This window comes from Rhabdonatronobacter sediminivivens (assembly GCF_013415485.1).
GTDB lineage: Bacteria > Pseudomonadota > Alphaproteobacteria > Rhodobacterales > Rhodobacteraceae > Rhabdonatronobacter > Rhabdonatronobacter sediminivivens.
Genome location: NZ_JACBXS010000001.1, coordinates 37406 through 51630, shown reverse-complemented (window position 1 = coordinate 51630; position 14225 = coordinate 37406). Strand labels below are relative to the sequence as shown.

General features: G+C 67.0%; 13 protein-coding genes. 11 read left to right on the top strand and 2 right to left on the bottom strand.

The features are described from left to right. Positions 1-2: 2 nt before the first annotated feature. Complete coding sequence (gene ligA, locus HUK65_RS00245) at positions 3-2117, bottom strand: NAD-dependent DNA ligase LigA (RefSeq protein ID WP_179904111.1); 2115 nt, start codon at positions 2115-2117, stop codon at positions 3-5. Positions 2118-2279: 162 nt separating this feature from the next. Between ligA and HUK65_RS00240 the strand changes: the two genes are divergently transcribed. The 6 genes from HUK65_RS00240 (at position 2280) to nusB (ending at position 8005) form a co-directional block, all read left to right on the top strand. Then, positions 2280-4271 carry a heme lyase CcmF/NrfE family subunit gene (locus HUK65_RS00240; protein WP_179904110.1) on the top strand — a complete coding sequence of 664 codons (1992 nt, stop codon included), beginning with the start codon at positions 2280-2282 and terminating at the stop codon, positions 4269-4271. Between the two features lie 5 nt (positions 4272-4276). Then, positions 4277-4744 carry a cytochrome c-type biogenesis protein gene (locus tag HUK65_RS00235; RefSeq protein WP_179904109.1) on the top strand — a complete coding sequence of 156 codons (468 nt, stop codon included), beginning with the start codon at positions 4277-4279 and terminating at the stop codon, positions 4742-4744. Positions 4745-4948: 204 nt separating this feature from the next. Continuing rightward, on the top strand, positions 4949-5737 hold the full coding sequence (locus HUK65_RS00230; protein WP_179904108.1) for an enoyl-CoA hydratase-related protein: 789 nt from the start codon (positions 4949-4951) through the stop codon (positions 5735-5737). Between the two features lie 95 nt (positions 5738-5832). Then, positions 5833-6960, top strand: a complete 1128-nt coding sequence (gene ribB, locus HUK65_RS00225) for a 3,4-dihydroxy-2-butanone-4-phosphate synthase (protein ID WP_179904107.1) — start codon at positions 5833-5835, stop codon at positions 6958-6960. Positions 6961-6962: 2 nt separating this feature from the next. Next, positions 6963-7508: a 6,7-dimethyl-8-ribityllumazine synthase gene (locus HUK65_RS00220; protein ID WP_179904106.1), complete on the top strand. Its 546-nt coding sequence runs from the start codon at positions 6963-6965 to the stop codon at positions 7506-7508. Beyond that, positions 7505-8005 carry a transcription antitermination factor NusB gene (gene nusB, locus HUK65_RS00215; protein ID WP_179904105.1) on the top strand — a complete coding sequence of 167 codons (501 nt, stop codon included), beginning with the start codon at positions 7505-7507 and terminating at the stop codon, positions 8003-8005. Before HUK65_RS00220 ends, nusB begins: the two co-directional genes overlap by 4 nt. 151 nt (positions 8006-8156) lie before the next feature. Here nusB and HUK65_RS00210 read toward each other — a convergent pair whose 3' ends face one another. Further along, positions 8157-9077: a hypothetical protein gene (locus HUK65_RS00210; protein ID WP_179904104.1), complete on the bottom strand. Its 921-nt coding sequence runs from the start codon at positions 9075-9077 to the stop codon at positions 8157-8159. Positions 9078-9360: 283 nt separating this feature from the next. On the opposite strand from HUK65_RS00210, the gene lipA reads away from it, so the two are divergent. The 5 genes from lipA to HUK65_RS00185 all read left to right on the top strand — a co-directional run bounded on the left by lipA (position 9361) and on the right by HUK65_RS00185 (position 14016). Beyond that, positions 9361-10317 (top strand): lipoyl synthase, encoded by a 957-nt coding sequence (gene lipA, locus HUK65_RS00205; protein WP_179904103.1) that lies wholly within the window; start codon positions 9361-9363, stop codon positions 10315-10317. A gap of 58 nt (positions 10318-10375) precedes the next feature. Next, the gene (locus HUK65_RS00200; protein WP_327787001.1) at positions 10376-10549 is read left to right on the top strand and encodes a PLDc N-terminal domain-containing protein; all 174 of its coding nucleotides are present in this window, start codon (positions 10376-10378) and stop codon (positions 10547-10549) included. A gap of 70 nt (positions 10550-10619) precedes the next feature. Further along, positions 10620-11651 (top strand): GTPase ObgE, encoded by a 1032-nt coding sequence (obgE, locus tag HUK65_RS00195; protein ID WP_179904101.1) that lies wholly within the window; start codon positions 10620-10622, stop codon positions 11649-11651. Next, positions 11639-12754, top strand: coding sequence for a glutamate 5-kinase (gene proB, locus HUK65_RS00190; protein WP_179904100.1), 1116 nt, complete (start codon positions 11639-11641; stop codon positions 12752-12754). The genes obgE and proB overlap by 13 nt, the downstream gene beginning before the upstream one ends. Next, positions 12751-14016, top strand: coding sequence for a glutamate-5-semialdehyde dehydrogenase (locus tag HUK65_RS00185; protein WP_179904099.1), 1266 nt, complete (start codon positions 12751-12753; stop codon positions 14014-14016). Before proB ends, HUK65_RS00185 begins: the two co-directional genes overlap by 4 nt. Positions 14017-14225: the final 209 nt, after the last annotated feature.

The window sequence follows — 14225 nt, the reverse complement described above, 5'->3', positions numbered from 1 at the left end:
GCTCAGCCCGCGCCGATGAGGGACAGCCAGGCGTCCTCGTCGATCACCTGGACCCCCAGATCGGCGGCCTTCTTCGCCTTCGACCCCGCGCCCGGCCCGGCGATCAGCAGGTCGGTCTTGGCTGAAACCGAGCCTGCGACCTTGGCGCCCAGCGCCTCGGCCCGCGCCTTGGCCTCGGCCCGGGTCATGCGCTCCAGCGTGCCGGTGAACACCAGCGTCTTGCCCGCTACGGGGCTGTCGGTCGCCTGCGTCTCTGCATCCTCGATGCTCAGATGCTTGGTCAGGGCGTCGATCTCGTCGATCTCTGCCTGAAAGGCGGTGACAAGGGAAGCCGCCAGCACCGGGCCGACCCCGTCGATGGAGAGCAGTGCGTCCCATTCGCCGCCGCCTTCGGTCGTGGCGGCAAGCATGGTGTCACGGAACGCTGTCCAGGTGCCGTAATGGCCCGCCAGCAGCGCGGCGGTGCTTTCGCCCACATGGCGGATGCCCAGGGCGAAGATCACGCGGGCCAGCGGGATGGTGCGGCGGGCGTCGATGGCGGCAAAGAGGTTTTCGGCCGATTTTTCGCCCCAGCCCTCGCGGTTCTTGACCTGCCGGGGGCAGCCGGGGCCGTAGCGGTCCTTCAGGGTGAAGATCTCGGAGGGTTTTGTGATCCAGCCATCGCGCCAGAAGGCCTCCACCTGTTTCGCGCCCAACCCTTCGATGTCAAAGGCCGCGCGCGAGACGAAATGCTTCAGCCGCTCCACCGCCTGCGCGGGGCAGATCATGCCGCCGGTGCAGCGGCGCACGCTGTCGCCTTCCTCGCGCAGGGCGGGGCTGCCGCATTCGGGGCAGGTTTCGGGGAAGGAGTAGGGCTCGGCGTCCGCGGGGCGGGCCGAGAGGTCCACATCGCGGATCTTGGGGATCACGTCGCCCGCGCGATAGACCTCCACCCTGTCACCGATGCGGATGTCGCGCCCGTCGCGGATCGGGGCGCCCTTGCTGTCGCGCCCGGCGATGTAATCCTCGTTATGCAGGGTTGCGTTGGACACCACCACCCCGCCCACGGTGACGGGGACCAGCCGCGCCACCGGGGACAGCGCGCCGGTGCGGCCGACCTGGATGTCAATGGCCTCCAGCCGGGTCCAGGCGGTTTCGGCCGAGAACTTGTGCGCGATGGCCCAGCGCGGCGTGGTGGAGCGGAAGCCAAGGCGGTCCTGCAGCGCCAGATCATCGACCTTGTAGACCATCCCGTCGATGTCATAGCCCAGATCGGCGCGGGCGGCTTCGGTTTCCGCATGAAGATCAAGGATTTCCGAGGCGTCCTTGCAGCGTTTCGTGCGCGGGTTCACGCTGAAGCCCAGCGCGCGCAGGCGGTCCAGCGCGTCGAATTGCGTGGTGGCCAGCGGCTCTGACAGCTCCCCCCAGCCATAGGCGAAGAAGCGCAGGGGCCGGGCGCGGGTGATCCGGGCGTCCAGCTGGCGCAGGGACCCGGCGGCGGCGTTGCGGGGGTTGGCGAAGGTCTTGGCGCCTGCCGCGGCCTGGCGGTCATTGAGCGCCGCGAAATCGGCGTGGGACATATAGACCTCGCCCCGGACCTCCAGCACCTGCGGGGCGCCCTCCAGCCCGGTGGGGATGTCGCCCACGGTGCGGGCATTGGCGGTCACATCCTCGCCCACCTCGCCATCGCCGCGGGTGGCGGCATGGAGCAGCCGCCCGCCCTCATAGCGCAGGGACAGGGACAGCCCGTCGATCTTGGGCTCCACGGTGAAGGCCAGGGGGGCGTCCTCGGACAGGCCCAGATAGCGGCGGATGCGCTGGACGAACTCGGCCACATCCTGCGCCGAGAAGGCATTGGAAAGCGAGAGCATCCGCCGGGCGTGGCGGATCTTGCCAAACGCCTCGGACGGGGCGGCGCCGACCTGGGCCGAGGGGCTGTCTTCGCGCACCAGATGGGGAAAGCGGGATTCGATGTCGGCGTTGCGGGCCTTCAGCGCATCGAATTCGGCATCCGCCATCACCGGCGCGTCATCGCGGAAATAGGCGGCATTGGCCCGGCCCAGCAGATCGGCCAGCCGCGCCAGTTCGTCGCGGGCCTGATCCTCGGTCAGGTCAGAGGGGCGGGGGCGTTCGGTCACTGCATTGTCCTGCGATGCACGGTTTTGCGCCAGTGTTAGGGACAAGCCCGGCGTAGGTCCAGCGCGATCCGGCGCGGTGGTGACGCAGCCGTGACCCGAAGCGCCATGCGCGACGCTCTGTCACCATTTGCCCGGGCGCGAAACTGTGCATATAACATCTTCATGATCGTGGAAATCGGACATTTCGCGCTGATCCTCGCCTTTGCGGTGGCGCTCGCGCAATCCCTTGTGCCGCTGGTGGGCGCACACAAGGGCTGGTCGGACTGGATGGCTGTGGGGCGGCCCATGGCCTCGGCCCAGTTCTTTCTGGTGGCTCTCAGCTTCATGGCGCTGACCTGGGCGTTTGTGACCTCGGATTTTTCCGTGCAACTGGTGGTGGCGAATTCGCATACCGCCAAACCACTGATCTACAAGATATCGGGGGTGTGGGGGAATCACGAAGGGTCCATGCTGCTGTGGATCCTGATCCTGACGCTGTTCGGGGCCTCGGCGGCGTGGTTCGGCTCGAACCTGCCGGCGACATTGCAGGCGCGGGTGCTGGCGGTGCAGTCGTCGATCACCGCGGCCTTCATGGCCTTTACCATCTTCACCTCGAACCCCTTCGACCGGATGGCCTTTCCGCCCTTTGACGGGCGCGACCTGAACCCGCTGCTGCAGGACCCCGCATTGGCCCTGCATCCGCCGTTCCTGTATCTGGGCTATGTGGGGCTGAGCATGGCGTTCAGCTTTGCCGTGGCCGCACTGATCGAAGGGCGGGTGGATGCCGCCTGGGGGCGCTGGGTGCGGCCCTGGACGCTGGCGGCCTGGGTGTTCCTGACCATCGGCATCGCGCTGGGCTCCTGGTGGGCGTATTACGAGCTTGGCTGGGGCGGGTTCTGGTTCTGGGACCCGGTGGAAAATGCTTCGCTCATGCCCTGGCTGTTCGCCGCCGCCCTGCTGCATTCGGCCATCGTGGTCGAAAAGCGTGAGGCGCTGAAAAGCTGGACCATCCTGCTGGCGATCCTGGCTTTCGGGTTTTCGCTCATCGGGACGTTCATCGTGCGCTCGGGGCTGCTGACATCCGTGCATGCCTTTGCCATGGACCCGGAACGCGGGGTATTCATCCTGTTCATCCTGGCCTTCTTCATGGGCGGCGCGCTGACGCTGTTTGCGGCGCGGGCGAATGTGATGGAGGCCAAGGGCGTGTTTTCCACCGTCAGCCGCGAATCGGCGCTGGTGATCAACAATGTGCTGCTGGCAGTGTCATCCTTTGTGGTCTTCGTGGGCACCATGTGGCCGCTGATTGCCGAGATGCTGTTCGACCGGGTGCTGTCCGTCGGGCCGCCCTTCTTCAACATGGCCTTTACGCCGTTCATGGTGGCGCTGGCCATGGTGCTGCCGATTGGCGCCATGCTGCCGTGGAAGCGCGGAAACATCACCCGCACCGCGCGCCCGCTTCTGGGCCTGGCGGCGTTCTCGGTGGCCATGGGCGCGCTGGTCTGGTCGTTGCAGACCGGGGGCGCGATCCTGGTGCCGATCGGCGTGGCGTTGGGCGTCTGGGTGGTGCTGGGTGCGGGGGCTGACCTGTGGTCGCGCACCGGGCGTGGCGCGGTGGCCGGTCGGCTGGCGCGGCTGCGCCGTCTTCCGCGCGCCGACTGGGGCAAGGCCACGGCCCATTCGGGGCTGGGTGTGGCGGTATTTGCCGTTGCGGCCCTTGTCGGATGGGAGACCGAGGACATCCGCGTTGTCCGCGACGGCGAGACCTGGCGGCACGGGGCTTATGAGCTGACCCTGAATGATGTGCAGCAGGTGCAGGGGCCGAATTTCACCTCGACCATGGCGTTGATCGACTTTGAGCGCGATGACGGTGTGACCGGGCAGGTCCGGCCTGAGAAGCGCATCTATCCGGCGGCGGGGATGCCGACGACCCAGGTGGGCCTGCGCTATGGGCTGACCCATGATCTGTATGTGGTGTTGGGCGATCCGCAGGATGGTGGCGGCTGGGCCATTCGGACGCATATCAAGCCTTTCTCGAACTGGTTGTGGTTCGGTTGTGCGCTGATGGCGCTGGGCGGGCTATTGAGCCTGAGTGACAGGCGCTACAGGGTGGCGGCAGGTGCGGCCAAACGGGGCGGCGACGGGCCGCGGCCACCGGGCGCGGTTCCGGCGGAGTGATGGTCATGCGAAGCGTTGTGGCAGGGGTGATGGCGATCTGGCTGGGTGCGGCGGCGATGGCCGGACCGCAGCCGGATGAGATCCTGGATGATCCGGCGCTGGAGGCCCGTGCCCGGGCGTTGTCGGCCGATCTGCGCTGCATGGTCTGCCGCAACGAATCGATTGACGAATCCAACGCCGACCTGGCCCGCGACATGCGCCTTCTGGTGCGCGAGCGCCTGTTGGAAGGCGATGATGACGCCGAGGTTCTGGCCTTTGTGGTGGACCGCTACGGGGAATTCGTGTTGCTTCGACCAACCACCGAGGGCGCGAACATGATCCTGTGGATCAGCGCGCCGGTCATGCTGCTGCTGGCGCTGATCTCGGCCGCAGTGTATCTGCGGCGGCGGGAAAGCGCACCGGATATCGGCCCTGATGAGCTGTCCGAAGAGGAGCGCGCGCGGCTGGACGCGTTGCTGAAGGATCGCGGCTGAGCGGACACGGCGCTTTCGGAGCGGTTGGCGTTGCATGGGGGGCTGTCTGCCCCCCGCCGCCCGTTCCGGGCGACTCCCCCCGAGGATATTTTTCAAGGGTGAAGCAGGGTGGGGTGAAGCGGGGCGGGGTGACGCAAGGTGGCGCTTTCGCTGAGCGGGCTGTGTGGGATAAGGTTTGGGCAGAGCAGGCAAGGAGGCGGCGGCATGGAGTATGAGACCCTGACCCAGGCATTCGAGGGAGGGGTGTTGGTGATCACGCTCAACCGCCCCGAGGTCATGAATGCGCTCAACGCCCAGATGCGGGCCGAGTTGCGCCATGCGCTGCGCGCGGTGGGGGCGGTGGATGGTCCGCAGGCGCGCTGCGTGGTGCTGACGGGTGCGGGGCGGGCCTTTTGTTCCGGGCAGGACCTGGGGCAGGAGGCGGATGTGACCGAGCTGGATCTGGAGCGGGTCCTGCGCGAGGAATACGAGCCGATGCTGAACGCCGTCTGGGACTGTCCGGTGCCGGTGATTGCGGCGGTCAATGGGTCGGCCGCGGGGGCGGGGGCCAATCTGGCGCTGGCGGCGGATGTGGTCATCGCGGCAGAAAGCGCAAGTTTCATCCAGGCGTTCACGCGGATCGGGCTGGTGCCCGATGCCGGGGGCACCTATTGGCTGCCACGCCAGATTGGTCTGGCGCGGGCCATGGGGGCCATGCTCTTTGCCGAGCGGATCGAGGCGCGCCGCGCCGCCGACTGGGGCATGATCTGGGAGGCGGTGCCCGATGACGCCTTTGAAGCGGTCTGGCGCGCGCGCGCCGAAGCCCTGGCCGCAGGGCCCACGCTGGCTTATGCGCGGATCCGCAAGCTGCTGCGATCTTCGCTGTCCACGGATCTGGACCGGCAGTTGGCGCAGGAGGCCTCGGCCCAGGGCGAGTGCGGGCGCACGCGGGATTTCCGCGAGGGGGTCATGGCGTTCCTGGAGAAACGGTCGGCGGTGTTCGAGGGGCGCTAGGCCAAACAGCGATTGTGCGCCCGGGCGCATTGCGCGCCCTTTCGCCCGCGGCCCGGATCGGCTATCTGGCGGGCGCAAGCGTTGCGGAGGCATGGATGAGTTTCGAAAAACCCGGTGAGGTCGAGGAAAGCTGGCGCGAGGCCATTTCTCCGATCGATGAGATCATCACGGATGCCCGCAACGGGCGGATGTTTGTCCTGGTGGACCACGAGGACCGCGAGAACGAGGGCGATCTGGTGATCCCCGCGCAGATGGCCACGCCCGAGGCGATCAATTTCATGGCCGCCCATGGCCGTGGGTTGATCTGCCTGGCGCTGCCCGGAGAGCGGATTGACGCGCTGGGCCTGCCGCTGATGGCATCGTCCAATTCCTCGCGCCATGAAACGGCGTTTACCGTGTCGATCGAGGCGCGCGAGGGGGTGTCCACCGGCATTTCGGCCCATGACCGCGCGCGCACCGTGGCCGTGGCGATCGACCCGGGCAAGACCGGGGCCGATATTGCCACGCCGGGCCATGTTTTCCCCTTGCGCGCGCGCGATGGCGGGGTGCTGGTGCGCGCCGGTCATACCGAAGCGGCGGTGGACGTTGCGCGGCTGGCGGGGCTCAATGCCTCGGGGGTGATCTGCGAGATCATGAATGAGGACGGGTCAATGGCGCGGCTGCCGGATCTGGTGGCCTTTGCGCAGAAGCACGGGCTGAAGATCGGCACCATCAGCGATCTGATCGCCTATCGCCGCCGCCATGACAATCTGGTGCGCGTGACCGAGGAGCGCCAGATTACATCGGAGTTCGGCGGTGACTGGACCCTGCGCATCTATTCCGACACCACCCAGGGGGCGGAGCATGTGGTCCTGATCAAGGGCGATATCACCGGCGATGACCCGGTCATGGTGCGGATGCATGCCTTTGACCCGTTGCTGGATGTGGTTGGCGTGGGTGGTCCGGGGCGGGCGGATGAGTTCTCGGACGCCATGGGGCTGATTGCCGAGGAAGGGCGCGGCGTGCTGGTGCTGTTGCGTGACACGCATATGAAACTGTCGGATACGGAGGCGGCCTCGCCGCAGACCTTGCGGCAATATGGGCTGGGGGCGCAGATTTTGTCCTCTTTGGGGCTGAAGCAGTTGATCTTGCTGACCAATTCGGCCACGCCAAAGGTTGTGGGCCTGGAGGGCTATGGGCTGTCGATTGTTGGCACCCGCAAGATCCCGGCAAGGAGGGGCTGATCATGGCAGGAATGTCGCATGGCGTGCTGGAGCTTCCGGAGTTTGACAAGCCGGTCAAGGTTCTGATCGCCGTTGCCCCCTATTACCGTGATGTGGCGGATCACCTGATCGCCGGGGCGCAGGCCATGCTGGAGCGTGCGGGAGCCGCGCATGAGCTGATCGAGGTGCCGGGGGCGCTGGAATTGCCGAGCGCCATTGCCCAGACGCATCGGATGGCCAATTTCGACGGCTATGTGGCGCTGGGTTGTGTGATCCGCGGGGAAACCACGCATTATGAAACCGTGTGCAACGACAGTTCGCGCGGGCTGATGTTGCTGGGGCTGCAGGGGGCCTGCGTTGGCAATGGCATCCTGACGGTTGAGAACCTGGACCAGGCGCTGGTGCGCGCGGACCCGGGCGATCAGGACAAGGGCGGCGGCGCGGCGGCCGCGGCGCTGCATCTGATCGCGCTGGGGCGGCGCTGGGGGCGGCCCGAGGGCAAGGTGGGGTTCCGTCCGGCATCGGAGAATATCGAGCTGGCGGGTGGCAACGGGGGAACCAGCGCATGACCCGGGCGGATGGCGGTTCCAAGGCGCGCCGCCCGGATCTGGCCACGCGGCGCGCGCTCAGCGGCGCGGCGCGGTTCTATGCGGTGCAGGCGCTGTTCCAGATGGAGGCCTCGGGGCAGACCATAGAGGCGGTGAGTGCAGAGTTCGAAGCCCATCGCATCGGCGCCGAAAACCCCGAGGAGACCTGGGCCGATGCCGACCGGCGCCTGTTTCGCAATCTGGTGGAACTGGCCGTGGACCGGCAGGCCGAGGTCGATCAGATGACCAACCGCGGGTTGGTGGCGAAATGGCCGATTGCCCGGATTGACCCCACCCTGCGGGCGCTGTTTCGCGCCGCCGGGGCCGAGCTTCTGACCGAGCGGACCCCGCCGCGGGTGGTGATCAATGAATTCGTGGAAATCGCCCGCGCCTTCTTCCCCGAAGGGCGAGAGGCAAAATTCGTCAACGCGGTGCTGGACCACATGGCGCGCGAGGCGCGCCCGCAGGATTTCGCCTGACCCCTTCACATCGGCCAAGGCTTTCAAGTCGTAGGTTGAAGCCTGGCGGCCGTTGGGCTGCGTTTCGCTTCATGCCGTGACACCATGAAGACGGGCGCCGCGTGTATCGCGGCGCCCTGTTCGCTTTGGGCTTGGCCTGCAGCGGCGTGGTTCAGGCAGCGACCAGGTCGTCGTCGTCGCTGTCCAGCTCCTCGGCCTCGTCTTCGTCGGGGAGGCTGTCGACTCCCATCGCGACGACATATTCGGCTTCGCTGTCGAGGTGCTGGACTTGCGCCGCATAGGCGTCCAGAACGGCATCGCGGTCTTCAAAGCCACCTTCGGGGGCGTTGATGCGGAAGGCCTCGTTCAGCTCTTCATCATCCTCGAAGAAGATGATCGTATCGATATACTCCACGTCGTTGAAGCCGAAGGAGAGGTAGTAATCGAGGTAGTTCTCGAACGTGGGGTCTGTGCCTTCGGGCAGGAAGGGGGTATTGAACTCATTGTCTTCGGGCTCGGTGGCAAGAACCTGGAAGCCGCCTGTAGGCTCACCTTCGTCGTTGAACTCCGCGAACCAGACCTTGCCATAGGTGGCGGGCTCCTCCGGCTCCTCGGGATCTTCAGGCTCTTCCGGGTCTTCGGGCTCCTCCGGTTCCTCGGGGTCTTCAACTTCAGGATCGCCCGAGACACCCTTGATCGACCCACCCCCGTTGACCGATGTCGCGCGGATGCCGATGAAGTCGATCTCATCCAGGCTGTGCACGTCTTCAAGATCGATGGTCAGGGAGTCGCCCTCGCCCAGGAAGGTTTCCTTGTCCTCGCCCTCGCGGCCCAGCCCGGGACGCGACAGTTCTTCGGCGCCGTCCCATTGCACCCGCTCACCCTCGTATTGCGAACCGGCGCCGTTCATGTTCAGCGGACCGCCCAGATTGGCGCTGGCGCCGGAGAAGTCATCATCGCCCCAATAGAGCGCGTTCACGTCCATGGAGCCTTCGGTCATCGTGATCGTGGCCTGGATCATTCCGTCGTCATTTTCGAAGACGGTGACCGTGTAGGACAGGCCGTTCTCCGTATAGGTAAAGGTCTTGCTCATATCTTCCCCCCTGCAGCGGTACACGCTGGCCGATGATTCAACACGATTTCCGGGATACTGGCTGCCCATATGGCGCCCGATACGCTACGCTTCGGTTAACCATATCGGCAACAATGTGGCAAGCAAAGCTGGCTTGTGGAAAAACACTGTTTCCGGGCGGTCAAGATGCAGCCGTCATGCAACCGCTGCAACCCCGTCCCGCAGCCGGGCGCTGCCGGACAAAGATTTTGGACAATCCACCGGTTTGCGGCTATGTGATGACGAAGCGAAACCGGAGGATGCCATGTCGCCCCGCGATCTGTCCCTGCCTGACCAGCGCCACCCTGAAAAGGCGCATCGGGCCGACAACCCGCAACCGAAGAAGCCCAGCTGGATCCGCGTCAAGGCGCCGGGCGGGGCGGGGTATAACGAAACCCGCAAGATCATGCGTGAGCACAAGCTGACCACCGTGTGCGAGGAAGCGGGCTGCCCCAATGTGGGCGAATGCTGGAGCCAGGGCCACGCCACCATGATGATCATGGGCGAGATCTGCACCCGTGGCTGCACCTTCTGCAACGTCGCCACCGGGCGCCCGGATACGCTGGATGCGTTCGAACCCGGGCGCGTGGCCCATGCGGTGGACAAGCTGGGGCTGAACCACGTGGTGGTGACCTCGGTCGACCGCGATGACCTGGAAGATGGCGGGGCCGAGCATTTCGCCCAGACCATACGCGCCATCCGCCACCGCAGCCCCGGCACCACGATCGAGGTGCTGACCCCGGATTTCCTGCGCTGTGGGCCCGAGGCGCTGGAGGTCGTCGTTGCGGCGCGCCCGGATGTGTTCAACCACAATCTGGAAACCGTGCCGGGCCTTTACCCCGAGGTGCGCCCCGGCGCGCGCTATTTCCACAGCCTGCGGCTGCTGCAGCGGGTCAAGGAACTGGACCCGCGCATGTTCACCAAATCCGGCATCATGGTGGGGCTGGGCGAGGATCGGCAGGCGGTTTTGCAGGTGATGGATGACATGCGCGCGGCGGATGTGGATTTCATGACCATCGGCCAGTATCTGCAGCCCACGCCCAAGCATCACGCGGTGGCGCGGTTTGTGACGCCCGAGGAGTTCGCCAGCTATGAGAAGGCGGCGACGGGCAAGGGGTTCCTGATGGTCTCGGCCACGCCGCTGACGCGGTCTTCCTATCACGCGGGCGATGATTTCGCGCGGTTGCGTGCGGCGCGCGAGGCGCGGCTGGCAGGGCGCTGAGGCGCCTCTGCCTGCGCGGGTGGTTGGGTCGTTCTGGCAAGATGAAGGACGCGGGATGGTGCTGGAATTCAGTGGACTTCTGCATCTGATTGTCGTGGTCTTTGTCACCATATCGGTGATCGGGTCGCGGGCGACGACGCTGGCCAAGACGCTGTGGATCCTGGGGGTGTTCTTCTTTCCCATCATCGGGTTCATCCTGTGGCTGTTGCTGGGGCCGCGTCGGCTGCGCTGAGGCGATCCCGGGTTGAGCCGGGCGGCGTTTGGCACTATGCGCGTGGGCTTGAAGCTGCGGAGCGTGTGCGATGAAATTCCTGGATCTGGCGAAGGTGCATGTGCGCTCGGGCGGCGGCGGGGGGGGCTGTGTCTCGTTCCGGCGCGAGAAGTTCATCGAATATGGCGGGCCGGATGGCGGCGATGGCGGGCGCGGGGGCGATGTCTGGGCGGTGGCCGTGGACGGGCTGAACACGCTGATCGATTTCCGCTATCAGCAGCATTTCTTTGCCAAATCCGGCCAGCCGGGCATGGGCAAGGGACGCACCGGCAAGGATGGCGATGACGTGATCCTGCGTGTCCCCGCGGGGACAGAGATTCTGGACGAGGATGAAGAGACCGTGATCGCCGATCTGTCCGACGTGGGGCAGAAGGTATTGCTGGCCCGGGGTGGCAATGGCGGTTGGGGGAATCTGCAGTTCAAATCGGCCACCAACCAGGCGCCGCGGCGGGCCAATTCCGGGCAGCCGGGCGTGGAGCGGGTGCTGTGGTTGCGGCTGAAGCTGATCGCCGATGCCGGGCTTGCCGGGCTGCCCAATGCGGGCAAATCCACCTTTCTGGCGGCAACCTCGAATGCGCGCCCGAAGATCGCCGATTACCCGTTCACCACCCTGCACCCCAATCTGGGGGTGGTGGCCGTGGATGGGCGCGAGTTCGTGGTCGCCGACATTCCCGGGCTGATCGAGGGCGCGAGCGAGGGGCGCGGTCTGGGGGACCGCTTTCTGGGCCATGTGGAGCGCTGCGCGGTATTGTTGCAGATCGTGGATGGCACGTCCGAGGATGTAGCGGCGGATTACCGGGTGATCGACGCGGAGCTGGCGGCCTATTCGCCGGTGGTGGCCGGGAAGCCTCGGGTTGTGGCGCTGAACAAGGCCGATGCGCTGGACCCTGAGATGCTGGCCGAGGTGCGCGCGGCGCTGGAGGCGGCGGCGGGGCAGAAGGTGCTGGTGATGTCCGGGGTCTCGGGCGCGGGGGTGACGGAGGTGTTGCGCGCGCTCTGGGCCGAGATTGCTGCGGCGCGCGCAGCCGGGGAGGCGGAGGAGGACGGGCCATGGCGGCCCTGAGCCTGCGCGACGCGCGGCGGATCGTGGTCAAGATCGGCTCGGCCCTTCTGGTAGAGGGGGGCGCCTTGCGGGCCGCGTGGCTGGCGGCGCTGGCCGATGATCTGGCGGCTTTGCGGGCCGATGGGGCCGAGGTTGTGGTGGTGTCCTCGGGGTCGATCGCGCTGGGGCGGGCGGTGCTGGGCCTGGCCGGGCCGACATTGGCGCTGGAGCAGTCTCAGGCGGCGGCGGCGGTGGGGCAGATCCGGCTGGCCCGCGCCTATGCCGAGGTTCTGCAGCGCCATGACATCACTGCGGCGCAGGTGTTGGTGACGCTGGAGGACACCCAGGACCGGAGGCGGTATCTGAACATCCGCGCCACGCTGGAAACGCTTCTGGGGCTGGGCTGCGTTCCCATCGTTAATGAAAACGACACCGTTGCCACCGATGAGATTCGTTATGGCGACAATGACCGGCTGGCGGCGCAGATTGCCGTGACCATCGGCGCCGACCGGTTGGTGCTGCTGTCGGATGTGGACGGGCTTTACACGGCAAACCCGCAGGTGGATGCAGGCGCGCGGCGGCTGGACCATGTGGCTGCGATCACCCCTGAGGTAGAGGCCATGGCCGGGGATCCGGTCTCGGGCCTGTCGAAGGGGGGGATGAAGACCAAGCTGATGGCGGCGCAGATTGCGACCTCCGGGGGCTGCGCGATGGTGCTGGGGGCGGGGGGGCTGGCGCATCCGCTGCGCGCGCTCATGGATGGCGCGCCCTGCACCTGGTTTGCGCCCCAGGGCGACCCGCAGGCGGCGCGCAAGCGCTGGATTGCCGCCATGAAGCCGCGCGGGGTGATCCTGGTGGATGCCGGGGCGGCGCAGGCGCTGGGGGCGGGCAAGTCGCTGCTGCCTGCGGGGGTGGCCGGGGTTTCGGGGCAGTTCGGCCGGGGCGATCCGGTGATGATCGAAGGCCCCGGCGGCGCGCTGGGCCTGGGGTTGGTGCGCTATACCGCGCCCGAGGCCGAGGCGATCCGGGGCGTGCGTTCCGACCGGATTGTCGATATCCTGGGTTATCCCGGGCGGGCGGCGCTGATACACAGGGATGACATGGTGCTGAGGAGCGGGTCATGAAGGACGGGGCAGAGATTGCCGAAGTGATGGCGGGGATTGGCGCGCGGGCGCGGGCGGCGGCGGCAGAGCTGGCCTTTGCTGCGCCCGAGGCCAAGCGCGCCGCGCTGGGGGCAGCCGCCGACACGGTGATGGCCCGGCAGGCCGAGATCCTGGAGGCCAATGCGCAGGACATGGCCACCGCCGAGGCGCGCGGGCTGAGTGCGGCCATGACGGACCGGCTGCGGCTGGATGCGGGGCGGGTGGCCGGGATTGCCGCGGCGCTGCGCGCGGTCGCGGCGCAGCCGGACCCGGTGGGGCAGGTGATGGCGGAATGGGACCAGCCCTCGGGGTTGAACATTCGCCGGGTGCGGACCCCGCTGGGGGTTGTCGGCGTGATCTATGAAAGCCGCCCGAACGTGACGGCGGATGCGGGCGCGCTGTGCCTGAAGGCCGGGAATGCGGTGATCCTGCGCGGCGGCTCCGAGAGTTTCCAGTCCAGCACGGCGCTGCATGGCTGCCTGCTGGAGGGGTTGGCGGCGGCAGGCTTGCCGCAGGACGCGGTGCAGATGGTCCCCACCCGCGACCGCGCTGCCGTGGCCGAGATGCTGCGGATGGTGGAGCATATCGACGTGATCGTGCCGCGCGGGGGCAAGGGGTTGGTGGGGCTGGTTCAGGCGGAAGCCCGGGTGCCGGTCTTTGCGCATCTGGAAGGGATCTGCCATGTCTATGTCGATGCGGCGGCGGACCCTGAAAAGGCGCGCCGCGTGGTGCTGAACGCCAAGACCCGGCGCACGGGGATTTGTGGCGCGGCGGAATGCCTGTTGATCCATGAGGATGTGGCCGAGGGGTTGGGTGCGGCGCTGGTGGCCGATCTGGTGGCCGCGGGGGTTGAGGTCCGCGGTTGCCCGCGGCTGCAGCATCTGCCGGGGGTTGTGGCGGCCTCGGACGATGATTGGGGGCGCGAGTATCTGGACAGCATCATCGCGGCGAAGGTGGTGGCGGATGTGGACGCGACCATCGCGCATATCCGGCGATATGGGTCAAGCCATACCGAGTGCATCCTGACCGAGGATGACGCCGCGGCCGAGCGGTTCTTTCAGCGGCTGGACAGTGCGATCCTGATGCACAACGCCTCGACCCAGTTTGCCGACGGCGGTGAATTCGGGCTGGGGGCCGAGATCGGCATTGCCACCGGCAAGATGCATGCGCGCGGACCGGTGGGGGCGGAGCAGCTGACCAGTTTCAAGTATCTGGTAACCGGAGATGGTGTCATCCGACCCTGAGCCTTTGGCGGGGCGATCCGGCGGTGCGCGCGTGCCGCGCGCGCGGCTTCTGGCACTGCGTGCGGGCAGGGGGCATTCTGCCCCCTCACCAGCCCCGGGGGGCTGGTTTCACCCCCTGAGGATATTTTTGCAAGGATGAAGGGCAGGCGTGCCGGGTGCTCTTGCGGTGGGGGGCGGCATGGGGTAAGGGGGCGGCACTTCACAGGCGG

Bases quoted from the DNA above. Each gene is read 5' to 3' on its own strand.
- HUK65_RS00230 (WP_179904108.1), top strand. From the start codon at position 4,949: ATGGAGTATGAGACCCTGACCCAGGCATTCGAGGGAGGGGTGTTGGTG.
- nusB (WP_179904105.1), top strand. From the start codon at position 7,505: ATGACCCGGGCGGATGGCGGTTCCAAGGCGCGCCGCCCGGATCTGGCC.
- lipA (WP_179904103.1), top strand. From the start codon at position 9,361: ATGTCGCCCCGCGATCTGTCCCTGCCTGACCAGCGCCACCCTGAAAAG.
- ribB (WP_179904107.1), top strand. From the start codon at position 5,833: ATGAGTTTCGAAAAACCCGGTGAGGTCGAGGAAAGCTGGCGCGAGGCC.
- HUK65_RS00220 (WP_179904106.1), top strand. From the start codon at position 6,963: ATGGCAGGAATGTCGCATGGCGTGCTGGAGCTTCCGGAGTTTGACAAG.
- HUK65_RS00235 (WP_179904109.1), top strand. From the start codon at position 4,277: ATGCGAAGCGTTGTGGCAGGGGTGATGGCGATCTGGCTGGGTGCGGCG.
- HUK65_RS00210 (WP_179904104.1), bottom strand. From the start codon at position 9,077: ATGAGCAAGACCTTTACCTATACGGAGAACGGCCTGTCCTACACGGTC.
- obgE (WP_179904101.1), top strand. From the start codon at position 10,620: ATGAAATTCCTGGATCTGGCGAAGGTGCATGTGCGCTCGGGCGGCGGC.
- HUK65_RS00240 (WP_179904110.1), top strand. From the start codon at position 2,280: ATGATCGTGGAAATCGGACATTTCGCGCTGATCCTCGCCTTTGCGGTG.
- proB (WP_179904100.1), top strand. From the start codon at position 11,639: ATGGCGGCCCTGAGCCTGCGCGACGCGCGGCGGATCGTGGTCAAGATC.
- HUK65_RS00185 (WP_179904099.1), top strand. From the start codon at position 12,751: ATGAAGGACGGGGCAGAGATTGCCGAAGTGATGGCGGGGATTGGCGCG.